Origin of the sequence: Sulfurospirillum sp. UCH001 (genome assembly GCF_001548035.1) — a bacterium.
Classification (GTDB): domain Bacteria; phylum Campylobacterota; class Campylobacteria; order Campylobacterales; family Sulfurospirillaceae; genus Sulfurospirillum.
Genome location: NZ_AP014723.1, coordinates 2,431,295 through 2,450,699 on the forward strand (window position 1 = coordinate 2,431,295; position 19,405 = coordinate 2,450,699).

General features: G+C 41.2%; 20 protein-coding genes and 1 riboswitch. Of the genes, 12 read left to right on the forward strand and 8 right to left on the reverse strand.

Annotated elements, in window-relative coordinates:
* Positions 1-2: 2 nt before the first annotated feature.
* From UCH001_RS12180 to UCH001_RS12190, 3 genes are all read right to left on the reverse strand, one after another.
* Positions 3-2,117: a helix-hairpin-helix domain-containing protein gene (locus UCH001_RS12180; RefSeq protein WP_067178225.1), complete on the reverse strand. Its 2,115-nt coding sequence runs from the start codon at positions 2,115-2,117 to the stop codon at positions 3-5.
* A gap of 102 nt (positions 2,118-2,219) precedes the next feature.
* Complete coding sequence (locus tag UCH001_RS12185; RefSeq protein ID WP_067178227.1) at positions 2,220-2,975, reverse strand: nitroreductase family protein; 756 nt, start codon at positions 2,973-2,975, stop codon at positions 2,220-2,222.
* 8 nt (positions 2,976-2,983) lie between these two features.
* Complete coding sequence (locus UCH001_RS12190) at positions 2,984-3,277, reverse strand: putative quinol monooxygenase (RefSeq protein WP_067178229.1); 294 nt, start codon at positions 3,275-3,277, stop codon at positions 2,984-2,986.
* A gap of 206 nt (positions 3,278-3,483) precedes the next feature.
* Here UCH001_RS12190 and UCH001_RS12195 point away from each other — a divergent pair, with 206 nt between their 5' ends.
* The 5 genes from UCH001_RS12195 (at position 3,484) to UCH001_RS12215 (ending at position 8,469) form a co-directional block, all read left to right on the forward strand.
* Positions 3,484-4,584, forward strand: a complete 1,101-nt coding sequence (locus UCH001_RS12195; RefSeq protein WP_067178231.1) for a GTP pyrophosphokinase family protein — start codon at positions 3,484-3,486, stop codon at positions 4,582-4,584.
* Positions 4,585-4,594: 10 nt separating this feature from the next.
* Positions 4,595-5,194, forward strand: a complete 600-nt coding sequence (locus UCH001_RS12200) for a pentapeptide repeat-containing protein (RefSeq protein ID WP_067178233.1) — start codon at positions 4,595-4,597, stop codon at positions 5,192-5,194.
* 63 nt (positions 5,195-5,257) lie between these two features.
* Positions 5,258-5,863 carry a tRNA-uridine aminocarboxypropyltransferase gene (locus UCH001_RS12205; RefSeq protein ID WP_231963939.1) on the forward strand — a complete coding sequence of 202 codons (606 nt, stop codon included), beginning with the start codon at positions 5,258-5,260 and terminating at the stop codon, positions 5,861-5,863.
* A gap of 31 nt (positions 5,864-5,894) precedes the next feature.
* A complete protein-coding gene (locus UCH001_RS12210) occupies positions 5,895-6,968 on the forward strand; it encodes a glycoside hydrolase family 3 N-terminal domain-containing protein (protein ID WP_082705729.1) in 1,074 nt (357 codons plus the stop codon).
* A gap of 25 nt (positions 6,969-6,993) precedes the next feature.
* Positions 6,994-8,469, forward strand: a complete 1,476-nt coding sequence (locus UCH001_RS12215) for an adenosine deaminase (protein WP_067178237.1) — start codon at positions 6,994-6,996, stop codon at positions 8,467-8,469.
* A 14-nt stretch (positions 8,470-8,483) separates the two neighbouring features.
* On the opposite strand, the gene UCH001_RS12220 is transcribed toward UCH001_RS12215, so the two are convergent.
* On the reverse strand, positions 8,484-9,113 hold the full coding sequence (locus UCH001_RS12220) for a LysE family translocator (protein ID WP_067178239.1): 630 nt from the start codon (positions 9,111-9,113) through the stop codon (positions 8,484-8,486).
* Between the two features lie 130 nt (positions 9,114-9,243).
* Between UCH001_RS12220 and UCH001_RS12225 the strand changes: the two genes are divergently transcribed.
* The 7 genes from UCH001_RS12225 (at position 9,244) to UCH001_RS12255 (ending at position 13,683) form a co-directional block, all read left to right on the forward strand.
* Positions 9,244-9,909: a nitroreductase gene (locus UCH001_RS12225; RefSeq protein WP_067178241.1), complete on the forward strand. Its 666-nt coding sequence runs from the start codon at positions 9,244-9,246 to the stop codon at positions 9,907-9,909.
* A 42-nt stretch (positions 9,910-9,951) separates the two neighbouring features.
* Positions 9,952-10,410: a YccF domain-containing protein gene (locus UCH001_RS12230; RefSeq protein ID WP_067178243.1), complete on the forward strand. Its 459-nt coding sequence runs from the start codon at positions 9,952-9,954 to the stop codon at positions 10,408-10,410.
* Positions 10,411-10,887, forward strand: coding sequence for a GNAT family N-acetyltransferase (locus UCH001_RS12235; RefSeq protein ID WP_067178246.1), 477 nt, complete (start codon positions 10,411-10,413; stop codon positions 10,885-10,887). It begins immediately after the preceding gene.
* 138 nt (positions 10,888-11,025) lie between these two features.
* A riboswitch (yybP-ykoY riboswitch) is annotated at positions 11,026-11,147 on the forward strand.
* Positions 11,148-11,222: 75 nt separating this feature from the next.
* Complete coding sequence (locus UCH001_RS12240) at positions 11,223-11,795, forward strand: TMEM165/GDT1 family protein (protein ID WP_067178248.1); 573 nt, start codon at positions 11,223-11,225, stop codon at positions 11,793-11,795.
* A 108-nt stretch (positions 11,796-11,903) separates the two neighbouring features.
* Positions 11,904-12,407: an NADPH-dependent FMN reductase gene (locus UCH001_RS12245; RefSeq protein WP_067178250.1), complete on the forward strand. Its 504-nt coding sequence runs from the start codon at positions 11,904-11,906 to the stop codon at positions 12,405-12,407.
* 131 nt (positions 12,408-12,538) lie between these two features.
* Entirely contained in the window at positions 12,539-12,979 is a 441-nt protein-coding gene (locus tag UCH001_RS12250) for a MarR family winged helix-turn-helix transcriptional regulator (RefSeq protein ID WP_067178252.1), read from the forward strand.
* A complete protein-coding gene (locus tag UCH001_RS12255; RefSeq protein ID WP_067178255.1) occupies positions 12,973-13,683 on the forward strand; it encodes an SDR family NAD(P)-dependent oxidoreductase in 711 nt (236 codons plus the stop codon). Before UCH001_RS12250 ends, UCH001_RS12255 begins: the two co-directional genes overlap by 7 nt.
* A 36-nt stretch (positions 13,684-13,719) precedes the next feature.
* Here the strand turns inward: UCH001_RS12255 and UCH001_RS12260 are convergent, their stop codons facing one another.
* Genes UCH001_RS12260 through UCH001_RS12275 form a run of 4 tightly spaced genes read right to left on the reverse strand, consistent with a single transcriptional unit; the run spans position 13,720 to position 19,344 of the window.
* Positions 13,720-16,797 (reverse strand): efflux RND transporter permease subunit, encoded by a 3,078-nt coding sequence (locus tag UCH001_RS12260; protein WP_067178257.1) that lies wholly within the window; start codon positions 16,795-16,797, stop codon positions 13,720-13,722.
* Positions 16,794-17,780, reverse strand: coding sequence for an efflux RND transporter periplasmic adaptor subunit (locus UCH001_RS12265; RefSeq protein WP_067178259.1), 987 nt, complete (start codon positions 17,778-17,780; stop codon positions 16,794-16,796). The genes UCH001_RS12260 and UCH001_RS12265 overlap by 4 nt, the downstream gene beginning before the upstream one ends.
* Positions 17,777-18,958 (reverse strand): TolC family protein, encoded by a 1,182-nt coding sequence (locus tag UCH001_RS12270; RefSeq protein ID WP_067178261.1) that lies wholly within the window; start codon positions 18,956-18,958, stop codon positions 17,777-17,779. The genes UCH001_RS12265 and UCH001_RS12270 overlap by 4 nt, the downstream gene beginning before the upstream one ends.
* Positions 18,958-19,344, reverse strand: coding sequence for a FixH family protein (locus UCH001_RS12275; protein ID WP_067178263.1), 387 nt, complete (start codon positions 19,342-19,344; stop codon positions 18,958-18,960). The genes UCH001_RS12270 and UCH001_RS12275 overlap by 1 nt, the downstream gene beginning before the upstream one ends.
* Between the last annotated feature and the right edge of the window lie 61 nt (positions 19,345-19,405).

Here is a 19,405-nt window from a genome sequence, read left to right on the forward strand (position 1 = left end):
CCCTAAATCTCTTTAAGACTGAGTGATACTTTTCCACGCTCTTTATCGACTTCAAGTACTCGAATACGCGTTAACTGTTGGTTGATACTTAGAACCTCTAATGGATGAGCAATACGTTTATCGCTCATCTGCGAAATGTGGATGAGTCCATCATTTTTAAGCCCTATATCCACAAATGCCCCAAAATCAGCTATGTTTCGCACCACACCTGAAACGATTGAGCCTTCGCTTAATTCACTGATATCCGTAAGGTCTGCACGAAACGCAATCGGCGGCAATGTCTCTCTAGGGTCAAAGCCTGGTTTTTGAAGCTCCATGACTATGTCTTTAAGTGTTGCTTCCCCTACACCATACTCTTTTGCAAGCGCAGGAACATCTGTCTCACGCACGTTTTTTACATCAACACTCGCAAGTAGTTTTTGAGCAATAGCATAGCTCTCAGGATGTACACCCGTGTTATCTAACACACTTTTACCCTCACGAATACGGAAAAATCCCGCACACTGTTCATACGCTTTAGCGCCTAAGCCTTTTACACTGAGCAATTCACTTTTACTGTTAAACGCACCCTTACTTTCTCGATGTTCCACAATGGCTTTGGCGATTTTTGCACCTACGCCAGCAACATAAGAGAGCAGTGATACCGAAGCACTGTTGGGGTCAACGCCGATTCGATTGACCAAGTCTTCGGTGACTTCATGAAGTTTTTTCTCTAATTGTTTTTGGTCCACATCGTGTTGATACTGCCCAATACCAAGGGATTTTGGGTCGATCTTCACAAGAGCTGCCATCGGATCACGAAGACGCTGTGCGATGGAAATCGCCCCACGAATGGTTACATCAAGATTTGGGTACTCCTCTGTGGCAATTTTAGATGCGGAGTAAATGGATGCACCCGCTTCAGAAACAACAGTATAGGCAAGATTTAGCCCCGTTTCTTTGTTAAATCTGGCAAAAAATTCTTGCGTTTCACGAGAGGCTGTACCATTTCCAATCGCGACAGCGTTAATATGATACTTCTGTGCAAGCTCTTTAATGACATTAGCAGACTTCTCATAGTCACTTTGCGGTGGTGTTGGATAGATAACCGTATGGGTAAGATACGTACCATGTTCATCCACAACTGCCAGTTTACACCCTGTGCGATACGCTGGGTCAACGCCCAAAATCACCCGCTTTGTTACTGGCGGAGTATTAAGCAGTTGAGAAAGATTTTTGCCAAATGTCATGATAGCCTGTGCATCAGCTTTTTCTTTGATGATAGCATGAATCTCTCGCTCCAAAGAAGGGAAAAGCAGTCGTTTAAACCCATCCATATACGCTTCTAGCAAATAGTTTTTAGAACTTTTTGCATTGCGTGAAATACGGTAGCGATTTATGGCACTTTCTACTCTCTCAATATCATACGAGATTTTCACACTGAGCTCTTTTTCAGCTACACCACGCATCATGGCAAGGTAGCGATGGGAAGGGATAGAAGCGATGCGCTCACTTTTCCCCGCAAGTTTAGCATAGAGCCCATCTGCGTTAAGGCTTTTACTTGCTTTGATCTCAAAAGAGGAGTAGTCATGTAGTTGCCCTCTCCAGTATTCTCTCTCTTTGGCATCATCACTGTAACGCTCCGCGATAATGTCTTGTGCCCCAGCGATGGCATCTTTCACACTTTCCACTTTGTCATTGACAAAACTATGCGCCCTCTTCTCAAACGCATCTAGCTCTAGTTCGGCACGTTCTAACATATCTGCTAGAGGTGTTAAACCAGCCGCTATTGCCAAAGCCGCACGCGTATTTTTCTTCTCTTTGTACGGTCTGTAAATGTCTTCTAACTCTTGGAGTGTCTGTGCTTTTTCAACTGCTTTTTTGACCTCATCACTCACATTTACTTTCTCAGCGATCAAGCGTAACACTTCCTCTTTTCGCTCATGCAGTTTCTTCGCATAGGCATAAATGCTCTCAAATTCCCTAAGCGCTTCATCGCTCGCTCCACCTGTCATCTCTTTACGGTATCTGGCGATAAAAGGGATCGTAGCGCCCTCTTCTAGGAGTTTTAAAATGTTGATAATATTTTCTTTAGTGATACCTGTTTTTTGAACGAGAGTGCTAATCAGTGGGTTCATAAAGTCATTTCCTCATGTATGTATAAAGATTTTTGGAGGGGTATTGTAACGAAAATGCAGTATGTTCTTTGTAAAAAAGGAGGTGTTACCCTCCTCTTTATGTTATTCGTCCTTAAACGAAAATCCTTGTGCTTGAAAAGTAGCACCTGTCTTACGGTAAAATCCATCGGTATAGTTACTGACAATTTTCTCTGAGTAACTAGGTACTGCGCTGCTTCCTGTTTTCTCTCGAAACTCTTTGAACTCTTTTTCATACGTCAATGCGCTCGAGCGGACTTTGTCACTATCGTAGCAATCTTCCATCACAAAGCTATCCAATGCGACACGTGGTTTTAGTGGTGCATTTTTTGCCTGTTCTGTTGGCACGCCAATGGTCGTTCCCACCAACAAAAGTGTCTTTTTAGGAAGATTAAAGAGCGTGATAAACTCTTCCATACTGTTGCGTACAGAACCTAAGCATGTTGTCCCATAGCCCAATGCCTCTGCGGCACTTTGAAGATGGTTCAGCATAATTCCCGCATCGACTGCACCGATGATGATGCCTTCCGCACTTTGTTCAATGACTTGGTGTTTACCCAAACTCTCTGCCACAGCACTGGTACGGTTAAAGTCAATGACAATGCCTACAAAAACATCTGCTTTAGCAACATGAGCTTGCCCACCACACAGCTCAGCGATACGTGCTAATTTGGCTTTATCGCGAGTATATACCAAACTAATTTGCTGAGCATTGATAGACGTTGGAGCACGTTGAGCGGTTTTAAAGATCAGCTCCAAATCTGCATCCTTGATAGCTTCGCCTGTAAACTGACGGATCGATTTTCGATTTTGCAGTTGTGTGATAGTTGGATTTTCCATGGATTCTCCTATAAAATCTTTTCTAATTTTTGAATTGCCATACTTTTAACCTTACCCTCTAGTGCTACTTGAAATGCCTTAAAATGGGCTTTTGTCATATGCTCTTCTAAAAGTGCTTCACTTTCCCATATTTCAACAAAGACATAAGTATTTTCTTTCTCGTTATCTTTGTGAAGATCATACTGAATACAGCCTTTATCTTCTTGGTGTGTTGCTTTATGCAACGCTTTGAGTGCCTCTAGCGCCTCATCATTTTGTCCATCTTTTAAGCTCAATGTTGCAACAACAACCACGTGTTTCATCTCTTTCCTTTGGGTTTAAATTCTACAAGAAGTATAAAGATTAAGCACTTAAAATACTCTTACGATACTTTTAGAATGTAATAGTAAAATATTTTCAAAAATGCACTTTGAAAAGCTTTTCTATTTTTGGCTGACTATATTAAGCTCCCATACTATAAAATAATTTAATGCATCTTGTACGCGAAGGCGTTTAAAAAGGATTTATTTTGGAAAACAACAAACATCATCTCATCACAGAGTACGAAAAAGGACTCAAGCAGTATGAAAGTTTTAGTGACAAGATGAACATCCTCATCAAAGAGTTGCTTGACCAAGAGAAAATCTCTTACCACTCCATCGAAAATCGTGTTAAAGAAAAAAGCAGCTTAGCAAAAAAGATCGATGGTAAAAACAAGTACCAAGATTTAGGTGAAATCACTGATATTGTAGGTTGTCGTATTATCAGCTATTTTGAAATCGATGTTGAAAAAATTGTAGCCCTTCTCTTTAAAGAGTTTAAAATAGATGAAGTGAACTCCATCGATAAAAAGAAAATCTTAGATCCTGATCGTTTTGGTTACCTCTCTTACCACATCATCTGCTCCATCAACGATGAAAGAGCGCAACTTAGAGAATACAAAAACTATAAAGATCTCAAATTTGAAATTCAAGTGCGCACCATTCTTCAGCACGCATGGGCGGAGATAGAACATGATATTGGCTACAAATCCAACATCGCCGTTCCTAGAGAATTTCGCAGAAAATTTTCACGCATCGCAAGCATACTTGAAATTGCCGATGATGAATTTAGCAGACTCAAACTTGACATTCACAACTATGTTGAAAACCTCTCCAAACAAGGGTTTGAAAACACCGATATCAACGCCGAAAGCCTTAAACTGTTCATCGAGCAATCAAACGATCTAGAAGAGATAGAAGCCTATGTTATCGAAACATTGAACTTAACCAATCTCTCTTTTTCAGAACAGATGCAAGAGGCAAACATCAGTCTCTTTTTGAACATCATCAACACATTTACCACCTATAAAGAGATACTAGAGATTCAAAACTCCATTCAAAAAAACAAAGAGCTCATCAAACAGTTCATTGTAAAATGGGCACACGCAAGAAGAAGGCTTCTTGAACGTTTCCACGAAAACTTTGAACAAAAAGATGGCTTCATTATAGGCTATGCGCTTATGCTCGAGTTTTTAGGAACCAATCATAAACAAGGGTTGAGCTCTTTTTTTCCGAGCCTTTCTCTGTCTGAGAGAGAAGAAGCTGTAGCCCTAGCGATGGCAATCTATAAAGACATTACACGTCACTAAGTTTTACAAGATGATTTCTTCTATAACCGATAAAATGGATGTCTTTGCAGAAAATTTCACAGGTGAGAATCTGCACAAGCAAAAAATCACTAAAGCGGAGTTTGACGACTGCACCTTTGTCTCGTGCGACTTTAGCGAAACCTTTTTTTCTTCGTGCAGATTTATCGGGTGTCGTTTTGAAAACTGTAACCTTAGCCTTATGAAACTCACCGATACCAAAATGAATGGTGTTACCTTCTCTTCATGCAAAATGATCGGCATCGACTGGACGATGGCAAACTGGGAGAGTCTTCTCTCCATCGAACCTCTACAATTTCACGACTGCCTTTTGAATGACAGCAATTTTTTTGGCTTAAAACTTAGCGAAATTATCATGAGAAACTGCCGTATCACCGAAGTGGATTTTCAAAATGCCATACTTGAAAAAGCGGACTTTCGAGGCTCCGATCTCAAAGGCACACTCTTTGGCAACACCCATCTTGAAGGCGCCAACTTCACTGATGCACACAATGTTACACTTGATCTACGCACAAACCATCTCAAAGGAGCTATCTTTAGCCGATTTGAGGCACTATCTTTACTTGAATTTATGGGGATTACATTAGTTTAAATGCAGACAATTTACGGTGATAGAGCAAAATGTTATACGTGTCACAGACCTAAAAGCTCCTGTATGTGTGAACACATTAGACCCATCGTGACACAGACTAAATTCATCGTTTTGATGCACCCCAAAGAGTTTAAAAAAACCAAAAATGGCACGGGGCATTTCACCCATCTCTCACTCCCTAATTCTGAGCTTTTTATGGGCATCGACTTTAGCGACAATGCTCGCATTAACGAGATCATCGAAACACATGAGAGTTTCATTCTCTACCCTTCTAAACACGCCATTAACCTCAGTCACGAAAATCCTTTGACAGATAAAACTTTACCTCTTAAAAAACCTATGGCAATTTTTCTGATTGATTCGACATGGGCGTGTTCGCTGAAAATGATGCGTGAGAGTAAGAATTTACACGCTCTTGCACACATTAGTTTTGACTCGACGAAGCGTTCGGAGTTTAAGATCAAAGAGCAACCTTTAGAGTACTGTTTATCTACCATCGAGTCCACACTTACGGTTTTGGAGCTACTCACACACTGGAAGATAGAAACCATCGAGCCAACAAAATTTGAAGCGTTTCTTTCTCCTTTTCATGCGATGGTTGATTATCAACTGCAGTGCATCCAAAACCCTCTGCACCAAGCGGTGAGGTTCAAGTCTAGAAAATCGTAACTGCGCTATAATGTCCTAAAAAAGGATAGTGGTGCGTTTTTTTCTCCTTATTTTTACCCTTATAAGCTCTTTATGGTCACTCCCCAATGATGCTGAACTCAAAAAAATGATAGGACATATGCTCGTTGTTGGATTTGATGATGCAACCATTAACGCACAAAGTCCCATCATCAAAGAGCTGCAAACGTATGAGCTGGGTGGTGTCATTTTATTTGATCGATTTTATAAAGAGAGAAATCGTACCAAAAACATTAGCTCACCAGAACAGTTAAAAGAGCTTACCAAACAACTCAAATACTATGCAAAAAGACCACTGCTCATCTCCATCGACCAAGAGGGTGGCAAAGTTGCAAGACTCAAGCCTAGTTACGGTTTTGTAGAAATCCCTTCCGCTTTTACACTCTCTAAAACCTCTCTTGAACATGTTAAAAATGTTTATAACGCAATGGCACAGATGCTCAAAGACAATGGCATCAACTGTGATTTTGGACCCGTAGTGGACTTAGCAGTTAATGAGAAAAATAGCGTTATTGTAGGCTTAGAACGCTCGTATGGAAAAGAGAGTGAAACCGTTACACAATTTGCCAAAGTGTTTATCGATGCACTTAAAAGCAAGGGTGTTATCAGCGTGCTAAAACACTTTCCAGGGCACGGCTCTTCACTAGGCGATTCACATTTGGGGTTTGTGGATGTCACACAAACATGGAGTGAAAGGGAGCTAGAGCCGTACCAAAAGCTTATCGCTTCCAACAGCGTTTCTATGATCATGTCTGCGCATGTTTATAACGCAAAGCTTGATGCAACCTACCCAGCAACACTCTCTTATGCCATTAATTCAAAGCTTTTGAGAGAAAAAATGCACTATAATGGTGTCTTGATAAGTGATGATTTGCAGATGGAAGCAATCTCAAAGTTTTATACGCTAAAAGAGACCGTGACCTTGGCGATAAACTCGGGCATTGATATGCTTCTTTTTGGCAACCAACTGTCTCAAACCAAAACGGATGAGATCGTAGAAACCATCATGGCACAAGTAAAAAATGGTGCGATTTCGCTTGAGCGCATTATAGAAGCTAATGAGCGTATTGCGCGCTTAAACCTCTAAAACGTTTCACATGCAAGGAGTTACCATGCATTATCTCAAACACCTCAGTCTTTTCTTACTACTCTCTCTTTTTGTAGGATGTACCATAGCACCCAATTTGCCACAAGGTGACAATGAAGGCGCAACTTCAGCACTTTATGAGCGCTCCTTTGATGCCAATGTGCCCAATATCGCACTACTGAACCTCTTTTTCACACAAATGCCAAAAGGCGGTGACTTACACCACCATTACTCTGGCTCTATCTATGTGGAAACTTATCTTGAGTGGGTAAAGAACAAACACTGGTATATCGATAGCTGTACTTTCAAAATCGTTCCAATAAAAAATAATGATGGCTGTAAAGCCCTTAGCGTTGATGAACTCATCGCCAATGACACGCTTTATCGCAAACTACTCACATTGTGGTCAGACAAAGACTTTTCCAACCACAGCCACGAGCAACTACCGCCAGATAGCAACTTTTTCAACACATTTGGCTATTTTTCACCTATCTCAGACCAATACATGGATGTAGGCTTGAACATCATCAAAGAACGTGCCATCAATGAAAATGTTTCCTACATCGAAAGTATGCTCTCACGTGTTGGACTTAGCAGTTCAGAGTTTTTTAACTCCGATGAAATCAAAATGTTTAACAACGAACTGCGCAATGCTTCTACACAAGAAGAAGTCAACGCTTTGTTAGAGCGTATCAGTATCGTGTACGAACATAGCCCAGCGTTTAATGCCAAAGTGCAAAACTTTGTAAAAGAGTTAGAGAGAAGACACCAAGGTATTGACACAGAAACCTTTACAATGCGTTACCAAACCTATGCTATCAGAGTAGTTGAGCCTCTACAAGTTTATACCGACCTTCTCGCTGGTTATAAAGCCGTTCAAAGTACTCCACTTCTTGTGGGGGTCAATATCGTAGCGCCTGAAAACAACACTATAGCGATTAATGACTACACGCTTCATATGCGTATGTTTAACTACTTGATGACAAAATACCCCAATATACACCGCACGCTTCATGCAGGAGAGTTAACACTGGGTATGGTTGAGCCTAAAGAGCTTCTCTTTCACATATCGCAAGCACGTAACATCGCAGGTGCAGAACGCATCGGTCATGGTGTGGATGTCATGTATGAAAAAGAGCCGCTTTTACTTTTAGAAGCATTGAAAAAATATGCAGCCATAGAGATAAATCTTACAAGCAATGAGTTTATTTTAGGCGTCAAAGAGAGTGAACACCCCTACTCCATCTATGCCACTTATGGTGTGCCTATCGTCATTTCTACCGATGATTCAGGTGTTTCAAGAGCTAACCTGAGCCACGAGTATGTTTTGCTTGCAAGTCGCTACCATCCAAGCTACAAAACCATCAAAACTTATGTGTATAACAGCATCGACTACTCGTTTTTAGCACCTGCAGAAAAAACGAAAATTAGAGCACAGTTGGATAAAAAATTTGAGGTTTTTGAAAAAGAGATGAGTCTCTTGGCAAAACGTTTAAACTAAGGGGTGAGAATTTCTCACCCAAGCGCCAACCATACCCCAACACCGAGCATCAAAGTACCAGCTATGCGGTTCATCAGCCTGACATTGTCCCCTTTTTGCAAAAATTTTCGCAAAGTATTGCCGCCACTGGCATAGATAATCATACAGATAAATTCAAGCGTTAAAATAATGGCTAACAGCACAGAGATTTGAGGTACAAGCGGTTTTGCTTGGTTGATAAAAGGTGGCAAAAGTGCTATGAAAAATGCCCAGCCTTTTGGGTTCGCAATAGCTGTTACAAAACCCTGAAGTGCTAAAGAGGTTGCGGAGATACTTACAGAACATTCGGTATTGGAAAGTGCCATTTTCCCACGATTTAGCCAGAGTTGTACCCCTAAAAAGCCTAAGTAAAGTCCGCCTGCGTACTTAAAAATGGTAAAAATATCAGGATGATTGATCATGATTGCCGCGACACCCACCACCGAAGAGAGCGCTACGATGCCAACACCGATCAGCTCGCCGATCATCATGTAAAAGGTACGCTTTAAGCCGATGCTCATGCCAAGGCTCATCGCAAGCGTCATGCACATACCAGGTGTTACCGAGACAAAAAAGAACGTAGGGAGAAAAAGCGCCATAATGGAAAAGTCAACTGCTGAAGCCACGGTACATCCTTTCAACAAAAAAGAATTATACCCCATGTTTTCTTTCTAAAAAATGGAAGTTAATGTTAAGCTGTCTCATTTAATTTCAAGAAAGTTTCATACAATACATAAAACACGAAAAGGCTAGATGATGACCGTATCGGAAGCACTCAAAACACGAAAATCAACACGCGCTTTTTTACCTAAAGCCGTACCACAAGCACTTATAGAAGAGATCCTTGAAGATGCCAAGTATGCACCCTCGGGCGTCAATATGCAACCATGGCATGTGTGTGTTGTGAGTGGTGAGAAAAAACGCACACTAGAACAAAAAGTCATCGAAGCCTTTGAGAGCGGGCATAAAGAGGTGATGGACTATGCCTATTACCCTTCCACGTGGGAAGAGCCTTATCAAAGTAGGCGTAAAGAGACAGGACTTTTGATGTACAGCACACTAGGTATCGCCAAAGAGGACAAGCAACGACAAATGGAGCAATGGAAACTTAACTACCGTGCCTTTGACGCGCCCGTCGTACTCTACTTTTTTATCGATGCGAGTTTAGAGAAAGGCTCTTACCTCGACTATGGTATGTTTTTGCAGTCTGTTATGCTGAGTAGCTTAGAAAAAGGGTTAGCGACCTGCCCACAAGCCGCCTTGGCTGAATTTCCAAGCATTGTGAAAGAAGAACTAGGCGTTGCATCAAATAAACTTTTACTCTGTGGCATTGCCATGGGCTATGAGGACAAAGAAGCGCTCATCAATGGCTATCGAACGCCTCGCATTGCCCTTAGTGAGTTTGCGACGTTTTACCATTAACCCATATTCTAGTACAATACCTCAAAAAAACAAGGTTGGCATATGAGACTGCTTGGTAACATCATCTGGTTTTTGTTTGGTGGTATTTTCATGGGATTGGCATGGTGGTTTTTTGGCGTGATTGCCCTTATTAGCATCATCGGCATTCCTTGGGCAAAAGCGTGCTTTGTCATCGGTCAGTTTACCTTTTTCCCTTTTGGAAAAGAGTCCATCAGCCGAAAAGCTCTGCATCAAAAAGAGGACATCGGCACAGGAACGCTAGGACTTATTGGTAACATTGTGTGGTTTATCTTCGCGGGATTTTGGCTGGCGATCGGACACATTATGTCTGCCTTTGCGTGTGCCATCACCATCATCGGCATCCCTTTTGCCATCCAGCACTTAAAACTCGCCGTTATTTCCCTTGCTCCGATTGGGCAAACGATTGTGGATAAAGAGGTCGCAGCGGTGCTTAGAAAACAAGCGGCTGAGGCGTATGTAAGCGAAGTTCAAAATCGTTAAATGAAACCTATCGCTATTGTACCTTACAACTTTCGTTCTTTTTGTGAGATTGCAGATCTCTATCACGCAAGTGTTCATGCTATCGATCCTTCTATTTATACAGAAAAGCAACAAGAGGCTTGGGCTCCAACACCTCCAAATTATGATGCATGGCATGAGCGATTAAAGATAACCCAGCCTCTTTTAGCATTAGTTGAGAACAAAATTGTTGGTTTTATAGAATTAGAAGATGATGGTCATATTGATTGTGCTTACACACATCCACATTATCAAAAATGCGGAGTTATGACACACCTCTATAACTATATTGAATTATATGCTTATGAGAAAAAACTTCCACGCCTTTACGTTGAGGCATCATTTATTATTCAACCTTTTTTTGAAAAACGAGGATTTAGAACGATACGTGAAAATACATTGGTAAGGAATGGGTGTATCCTTACCAATTATTCAATGGAGAAAATACTACGCAGTTAAATTCACACCTCTATCTTCTGCAACTTATAGTAAAGCACTGGTATCACTATAGAAGCCAAGGGTCAGAGCTTGATTTTTAACTCTAAACTCACGTTCCCCACTTTAATCAACATCTAACATACCTTTTTATATACTTCCATCCTCGTCATTAGGGAGTAGTCGCTCTTCTTTATCAAAGAAGTTGGCTTGTATCAACATAATTGAGTTTTACTCATGGTGCAAGCGGTTGAAAAACTTGGCAAGACTTTTGGCTACAAAATATTTACGCTTTGTAAATGCTTTGTACTCAATGGTTGATGTCACAATGTATTTATAAAGTAACAGAGGAGACTTACTTGGATTCACTACTTATTTCTACTGGTGTTGTCGCTTTAGCCGAAATCGGCGATAAAACGCAACTACTCGCTTTTCTTCTAGCCGCACGGTTTAAAAAACCACTGCCTATTATCTTTGGTATTTTGGTCGCTACCATTTTCAATCATGCATTAGCAGGTGCTTTAGGTGCTTGGATTACGACGGTGATAAGCCCTGAATTGCTTCGTTGGATACTCGGTGGTTCATTCATCGCCATGGCTATTTGGACGCTTATTCCCGATGAAATTGAGGAAGAAGAGACACAAATCGCAAAACAATTTGGCGTGTTTGGTGCTACGCTGATTACATTCTTTTTAGCGGAGATGGGCGACAAAACACAAGTCGCTACCGTTGCTATGGCAGCACACTTTAGCAATGCCCTCTTCGTTGTTGCTGGAACAACACTTGGCATGCTCATTGCCGACATACCTGCTGTTTTCATTGGCAATAAATTCGCCAGCAAAATCCCGATGCGCCTTGTACACAGTGTTGCCGCGGCTATTTTTGCTATTTTAGGTCTTTTAACACTCTTTAAAGTTGAAGAGTATTTTTAATCTTAGTGATAGGGTGTGAAATCACACCCTATCCACCTTAAATATTCTTGACATTGTCACTCACTCGTAATACAATTTCTTTTATAATTTGATGCTAAAGGATACACAATGTATACCATCTTAGTTGCCAGTTTAAATGAAAACATGAAGTTAGCAAAACTGATTCAAAACCATTTGGAAGCTATGAAAATCCAAAGTGAGATTATCAATTTAGTTGATTTAAACATACCCTTGTATGACTCTTTCAAAGAGACAAACGATGGCATTCCAAGTAAAATCCTTGAACTCTCAAACACAATGAAGAATGCCACTGGGTACATCATTGTAGCACCTGAATATAACTTTTCCATTCCTCCTGTTTTAACCAATGTCATCGCGTGGTTATCTAGAAGCGGTGAGAATTTCAGAGAACTCTTCACCTTGAAATACGTTCAACTAGCGACGCACTCAGGAATTACTGGAAATGATGTTTGCAACGCGATGAGGACACAGTTTTCAAAACTAGGAGCCATTGTTGCGCCAAGAGAGATTTTAACGACCTATGATAAACACATTGAAGAAGGGAGTTTACAGAGAATTTTGACACAATTTATCAGTATTTCTCAAAAGTAAAAGTCATTTTGAAGCATCTCCAAAAGAGGTAAACCTTACTTATGAAAGCACTTTTTATTTTTAGTTGACTTATCAATACTTGTCTTGACAACTAAATTTTTGATTGCTATAATGTACATCAAGGAGTCAAGATGAAATTTGATATGGACAATTCTCTAGGTTTTATTTTAAACAAAACGGCATTACTTTCCAAAGCGCATTTCAATAACTATCTCAAAGAATACGACATTTCACCAGAACAATGGTCACTCGTTTTTCGAGTGGTTGAACGCAGCGGACTGACGCAAAAAGAGCTTTCTGACTCAACCTACAAAGATCAAGCCAATATCACTCGAAGTATCGATCGCTTAGAACAAAAAGGATTTTTAAAACGTATCGAAAATCCAAATGATCGCAGATCGTTTCAACTGGTTCCGACCCAAGATGCAATAGCATTGGTTGAACGCATCATTCCTCTCTCACAAGCATTTAACGCACAGTTGACGCAAGGCTTTAGTGAAGAAGAAACAAAAATGCTAATTGCATTGCTCAACAAAGTACATCATAATTTAGAAGGAAAATCCGTATGTTAACCAACAAAACTATTTTAATTACAGGAGCCAATGGTGGCCTAGGTATGGCACTTGTTAAAGAGGCACTTGCACTAAATGCCAAAAAAATTCACGCTTGTGTTCGCAATTTTAAAAATGCATCGGCATTAGAAACGCTTGATCCGCGAGTGGAAGTTCATAACCTTACCATAACCGCAAGTGACAGTGTAGAAAATTTGGCTGCGAGTATCAATGAGATTGATATTTTGATCAATAACGCTGGTGTCAATAGTGAAAAAAGAGTTCTAGAACCATGTAAAAGTGATTTTGAAACCAATGTTTTTGGAACACTAAAAATGTGTCGTGCTTTTGAAAATAAAATCGCAAAACATGGTGCTATCATCAATGTCACTTCGATTTTAGCGTTGGTTAATTTACCTATTATGGGATTATACTCTGCATCTAAAAGTGCATTGCACTCGATAACACAAGCATTACGAGCAGAGTTTGCCCTCAAGAACATCGACGTCTATGAAGTTTTTCCAGGTCCTATGGATACCAAAATGACACAAAACCAAGTGTTCGATAAAGCCGACACAAAAGATGTCGCGCAGGAAATTTGGGCGGGCTACAAAGCAAAAATATTTGAAATCTATCCAGACGCTACCTCCAAAGGCATGAAAGAAGGACTACAACACGCTCCAGAAGCCGTTGTAGCTGAGTGTGCAAAATCGCTTTTAGGCTAAAAAACATGTAAGGATTTCTCCTTACATGTATCTAGGTTAACCCTCTTTTTTTTGTAGCATATAGTAAAGTACTGGGATAACCAAAAGCGTGAGTATCGCTGAACTTACCACACCACCGATCATCGGAGCGGCGATGCGTTGCATCACTTCGCTTCCCACGCCATCGAGCCACATGATGGGTAAAAGTCCTCCAAGAATCGCAAAAACGGTCATCAGTTTTGGGCGAACACGCAGTACTGCTCCTTCAAAGATGGCTTCTTGAACATTTTTAGCTGTTCGCTCTTTCACATGAGCCATCGCTTCTTCAAGGTAGATAATCATCACTATCGCCGTCTCCACCGCTATACCAATCAGCGCTAAAAAGCCCACGATAACGGCAATGGAAAGATTATAATTCAAATAGTCCACATACAAAAACCCACCTACTGCAGCAAGTGGTAAGGTCAAAAAGACCAAAAGCGCATTTCTAAACGAGCTCAGTCCTAAGTAAATGAGCATAAACGTGATGAGCAATGTGAGAGGCAAGATAAACTGCAAGCGCTCCATCGCACTCTCTAAGTACTCGCTCTCCCCTGCCCAACCGATGTAAAAACCTGTTGGAAGTTCCACACTCTCTTTTAAAATTTTACTCGCTTCTTCTTTATAGGTTTTAGATGAAAAGCCTTCTTTTAGGGTGATGTAGATGTAGTTCACTTTTTTGCCCATTTCAGACTTCAGCTCACTCGCTCCTACATCGTAACTAAGTTCCACAAAATGCCCTAAACGCTGGAACCCATACGCTGTTTTGATGGGAAGCTCCGCAATGGCATTCAGATCTTTTCTACTCTCTTCTTCCAGCCTTAATGTAATCGCATAGCGCTCAATGCCTTGGTAAAAGGTACTCACTTTTGAGCCACCGATGGCATTATCCACGAAATTAAGGATTTCCTCTTTTGTAATCCCATACGCAGCGATATTTTCAGGCTTTAACGTCATATTGAGGTAGTAGCCGCTATTGGCTTTGTCCGCAAAAATGCTTTTGGTTCCCTCATAGTTTGCAAGCACACTTGCTATTTTGTTCGCACTCTCTTCCAACGCTTGGTCATTGTCACCGTAAAGTTTAATGCCAAGAGGGGTACGTATACCTGTAATGAGCATATCGATACGCCCACGAATTGGATATGTCCATGAATTTGTAAGCCCCAGCATTTGAAGCTGTTCGTTCATCTCATCTCTTAGCTTCTCATACGTCATACCCTCTCGCCACTGCGATTTTGGTTTGAGCTGTATAATGGTTTCGATCATCGAGAGCGGTGCGGGGTCAGTAGCACTCTCCGCGCGCCCTGCTTTAGCAAACGTGCTTTCAACCTCTGGAAAACTTTTGATGACCTCGTTACTCTTTTGTGCATACTCTTTTGCCATCTCTATGCTGATGCCAAAAGGCGTTACAGGCATATACATAAACGTCTGCTCATTGAGTGGCGGCATAAACTCCCAACGCTGTTTGGTGTAAGTGTGATACCCAAGCACCAAAAAGCCCATAAATAGGGCTATAGCAACATACCAAAAACGCATATGCAGTTTTAAAAGTGGTGCATAGAGCCAAATGAAAAGACGGTTGAGCGGATTTTTATGCTCTTCAAGGATTTGGCCTTTGACGAGGTACAGCATCAAAAGTGGAACCAACGTGATAGAGAGTAACGCACCAATCAGCATCGCAAAGGTTTTCGTGTAGGCAAGCGGTTTAAAGAGTGCCCCTTCTTGTCCTGAGAGCGCGAAAATCGGTAAGAAACTCACCACAATCAGTAAGAGTGCAAAAAAGATAGGACGTCCTACTTGTTTGGATGAAGCGATGATGAGAGCTTTGCGCTCCTCTTCGTCTTTGACTTCAGTGTATGAGAGCTTTTTATGGGCATTTTCAATCATCACGATACACGCATCGACCATTGCACCAATGGCTATGGCAATACCACCTAAGCTCATAATGTTTGATTCTAGCCCAAAAAGTTTCATACATAAAAAGGTTAAAGCAATGGTCAGTGGTAGAACGATGATAACAACAAGTGCACTTCTAAAGTGCAGCAAGAAAAGCATAACGACTGCCAAAACAACGATACTTTCCTCTAAGAGGGCTCGTTTGAGATTATTAATCGCTTTTGTTATCAGGTCGCTTCGATCATACGTCGTAACTACTTCCACGTCACTCACATGCAACTGTGAAAGCTTCTCTTTTACCGCTTGGATAACTTTGTACGCGTTCTCTTTGTGACGTACAACAACGACACCACCCACGACTTCACCCTCGCCATTGAGCTCTGCCATACCACTTCTATAGGTTGGAACGACACGAATATCAGCGATGTCAGAGAGTTTAAGCGGAATGCCACTCACCGTTTTAATGGTGCTGTTAGAGAGATCATCCAGTGATCTTGAAAAACCTCTGGCTTGAATGATCTGCTCAAAACCGTTTTCAAGTACCACACGACCACCCAAATCGCTGTTGTTTTTAGAAAGTGCGTTCATCAAATCATCGATGCTTAGGTCGTACTTGTAGAGGGCATCTGGGCGAAGTGTGACTTCATAGTCTTTCACGTAACCACCCACACTTGCCACTTCACTTACCCCTTCCACGCCTAAAAGCGCGTAACGGTAAAGGTAGTCTTGAATACTTCTAAGTTCATCTAAACTTCTGTTTTTAGAAGTGAGTGCATACTCAAAAGCCCAGCCGATGCCCGTTGCATCGGGTCCTAGCTTGATGGTCGCATTTTTAGGAGCATTTTTAGAGACGTTTTGGATGACTTCATTCACCCTATCTCTCGCCCAGTAAAGGTCAGTACTCTCTTCAAAGATGATGTACACTATGGCATTTTCATACGAGGTAAACGCGCGTACGGTTTTGGTTTTAGCCACCGATAACAGCGCATTGGTCAGTTCATAAATGAGCTGATCTTGAATGATCTTTGGCGATTGTCCCAAGTACTTCACATTTACGATGACTTGCGGTGGCGTGAGGTCGGGTAAAGCATCTAAAGGTGTTTGCTTTATCGCCCAAAAAGAGACAAAAGCAGCAATAATGAGGCTTAGAAGAAGCAGCGCCCTGTTTTTGACGCTCTTTTCAATGATAGACTCTATCATTGCATTCCCCCTCCGTTATTTTGGGCATCGGCATCAAACATAAAGAGCGCGTTTGCAACAACCACATCGCCCTCTTTCAGTCCAGAGATAATCTCAAAAGTGTCGTTGTTCAGGCGTTTTGCTTCAACTTCACGTGGCTCATACTCGCCTTCAAATTCGCCTTTGACAAAAACACTCGTCTTCGCACCTTTGGTCATCACCGCACTTTTTGGAAGGGCGAGGTACTCTCGCTTAGCAGTACCAAAACGCGCTTTTGCAAAAGCGTTTTCGTAGATTTCAAGCTCTTTATTATCGATGACCAAACGCACATCCACACTCTTAGTTTGTGGATCGACTTTAGGGTAGATAAAATCGATTTTAGCTTTATACGGTTTTGAATGCATATCAAAAAAGATGTCGGCATTTTGCGCTTTCTTTACAAACTCAAGGTCTTTTTCATAGACTTTCACGATAAGCCATAAATTCGTATAGTCGCTTATCTCGTAGAGTTTTGTCCCTTTAGGAACGAATGAGCCTTGATTGATAGCTTTGGCTGTTACGATGCCATTGTAAGGCGAAACGATGGTGATATTTTCAGGTACGTTTTTCTCAGCAATAATCTTCGCGATGGTCTTTTCATCAACCCCTAAGAGTTTGAGCTTTTGGGTAATGCTTTGAACCATACTGTCACTTTTGATGCGTAGCGCATTGATGAGCTCCAACTCCGCAGTGTAAATCTCCTGCGAGTAGAGTTTCGCAAGCGGTTCGCCTTTTTTAACACTGGTAAAACTCTTGTTGACATAAAGCTGTTCGATAAACGCGTCATAACGAAGTGCGACCTCTTTCACGCTCTCTTCATTGGCTTTGGTGTAGCCATAAAACTCTTTAGCGGAGCCTTCAAGGACTTTTTTCACTTCGATGGTTTTGACGTTAAACATCTGCTTAGCGTCAAGCTGGGAGCCTAAAAGTAAAAGCGCTGTTAAAATAAGATGGGTGTATTTCATAATGGCTCTCCTAAAAGCGTGTAAATTTTGATGATAGACTCGTTATACGCAAAGGTATTGGCGTTGATCTGTTTTTGGGCTTCAAGCATTTGCGTTAGGACATTTAAAAGGCTCAAAAGAGCGTCATTTTGAGAAAGCGCTGTACTTTGAAGCACTTCATACATCTTCTGATTTTCATGCAACACCTCTTTAGAAAGAGCGATTTTGTCGTATTGCAACTCTTTGTTGAGTAACTCGTCTTTTAGTTCAAAAAGAAGCTGTTTTTGTGTATTTAAGACACTTTGCTCTGAAGCTGAATGGGTCAGTTTTGCTTTTTGAATAGAGAGATTTTCTTTGCCATAGATAGGCAGTGGTATCTCAAAGCCTAAAAAGGCGTAGTCATCTCGTCCTTGTCTTCGATTGTAACCTAAACTAATGGTGACATCAGGGATTTTGGTCGCTTTTTCATAGCGTAAATTTAAAAGCTCTTTTGTACTTTGAAGGTTTTGAAGCTGTAACTTAGGTGCTTTCTCCAAACGCTTCTCTTCATCACTCAGCCCATAGCTCAAAAGCCCCTCTTTTGCATGCCATTCAGGCATAGAAGTCGCCAAAATACTCTCTAGTTTTCGCTCAAGCGAAGCCTTCTCTTTAAGCAGTGTTTTTTTCTCTATGGAGAGATTTTTCTGCAAAATCGTGTTGTTCAGCGTATCGACATAGTGCGCGCTGGTGGTATTGTAAGCAAGATGAGCGTTTTTAAGATCTTCTAGTATTTTCTCATACTTTGCAACCAATGCTAAATCTTGCGTGATGCGCACATACGTTTGCTCTAGCGTAGCAATCTCTTGTTGCATCTCTAGCTTTTTGGTTTGAAGCTCTAACTTTTTGATAGCAACATCTTGCAGAGCAATCGACTCTTTGATGTCAAGCTTTCCACCCAACGGAATTTTTTGAGAGAGTGAAATAGCCTCATTTTGGGCTTCTTGATTTCGAATAAGCGGCTCACGTAAGAAAATATCGTTTACACCCAAATTGAGAGTTGGATTTTCCCAAATCTTGCTTAGATCAACCTCTTTTTCGAGAGCACTTAGTTCTGACTCAAGCGCTTTAAGTTCATGGTTATGGCTGTAGGCTAAAGAGAGAAGCTCACTTTGAGCCCATGCGTAGCCCGCAAAGGCTACGACTAAAAGAGCTCGTTTCATTAGAGGTTCACACTTGATTTTAATCGCTGTTTTTTGCCATCAGCGCTCTCTATCACGATGTTAATCTGCCATGTACCGTTCATAGAGAAGATCACATTAGCTTCATACGCACCGTCTTTATATACAGCATCTGCTTTTTCTTCCATAGCGTGCATTCCAGGCATTGCTGGCATTGAAGCGATGACGCTCACTTTCGCATCTTTTACCTCTTTAGCGCCATCCATGACTTTTACTTTGATGAGATTCATCCCCTGAGAGATAGGCTTTAGCGTACTGTACTCTACTTCTAAATTGCCTGCCATACCTTTTTTAGAAAGCGCTTCTGCACCAAAAGCACTACCAAGGCTTAACGCCACCGCTAGGAACATTCCTAATATCTTCTTCATCACTTACTCCTTGTAAAGTTATGCAAGAAGTATAAAAAGTGTGTGTGGAATATTTGTGGAG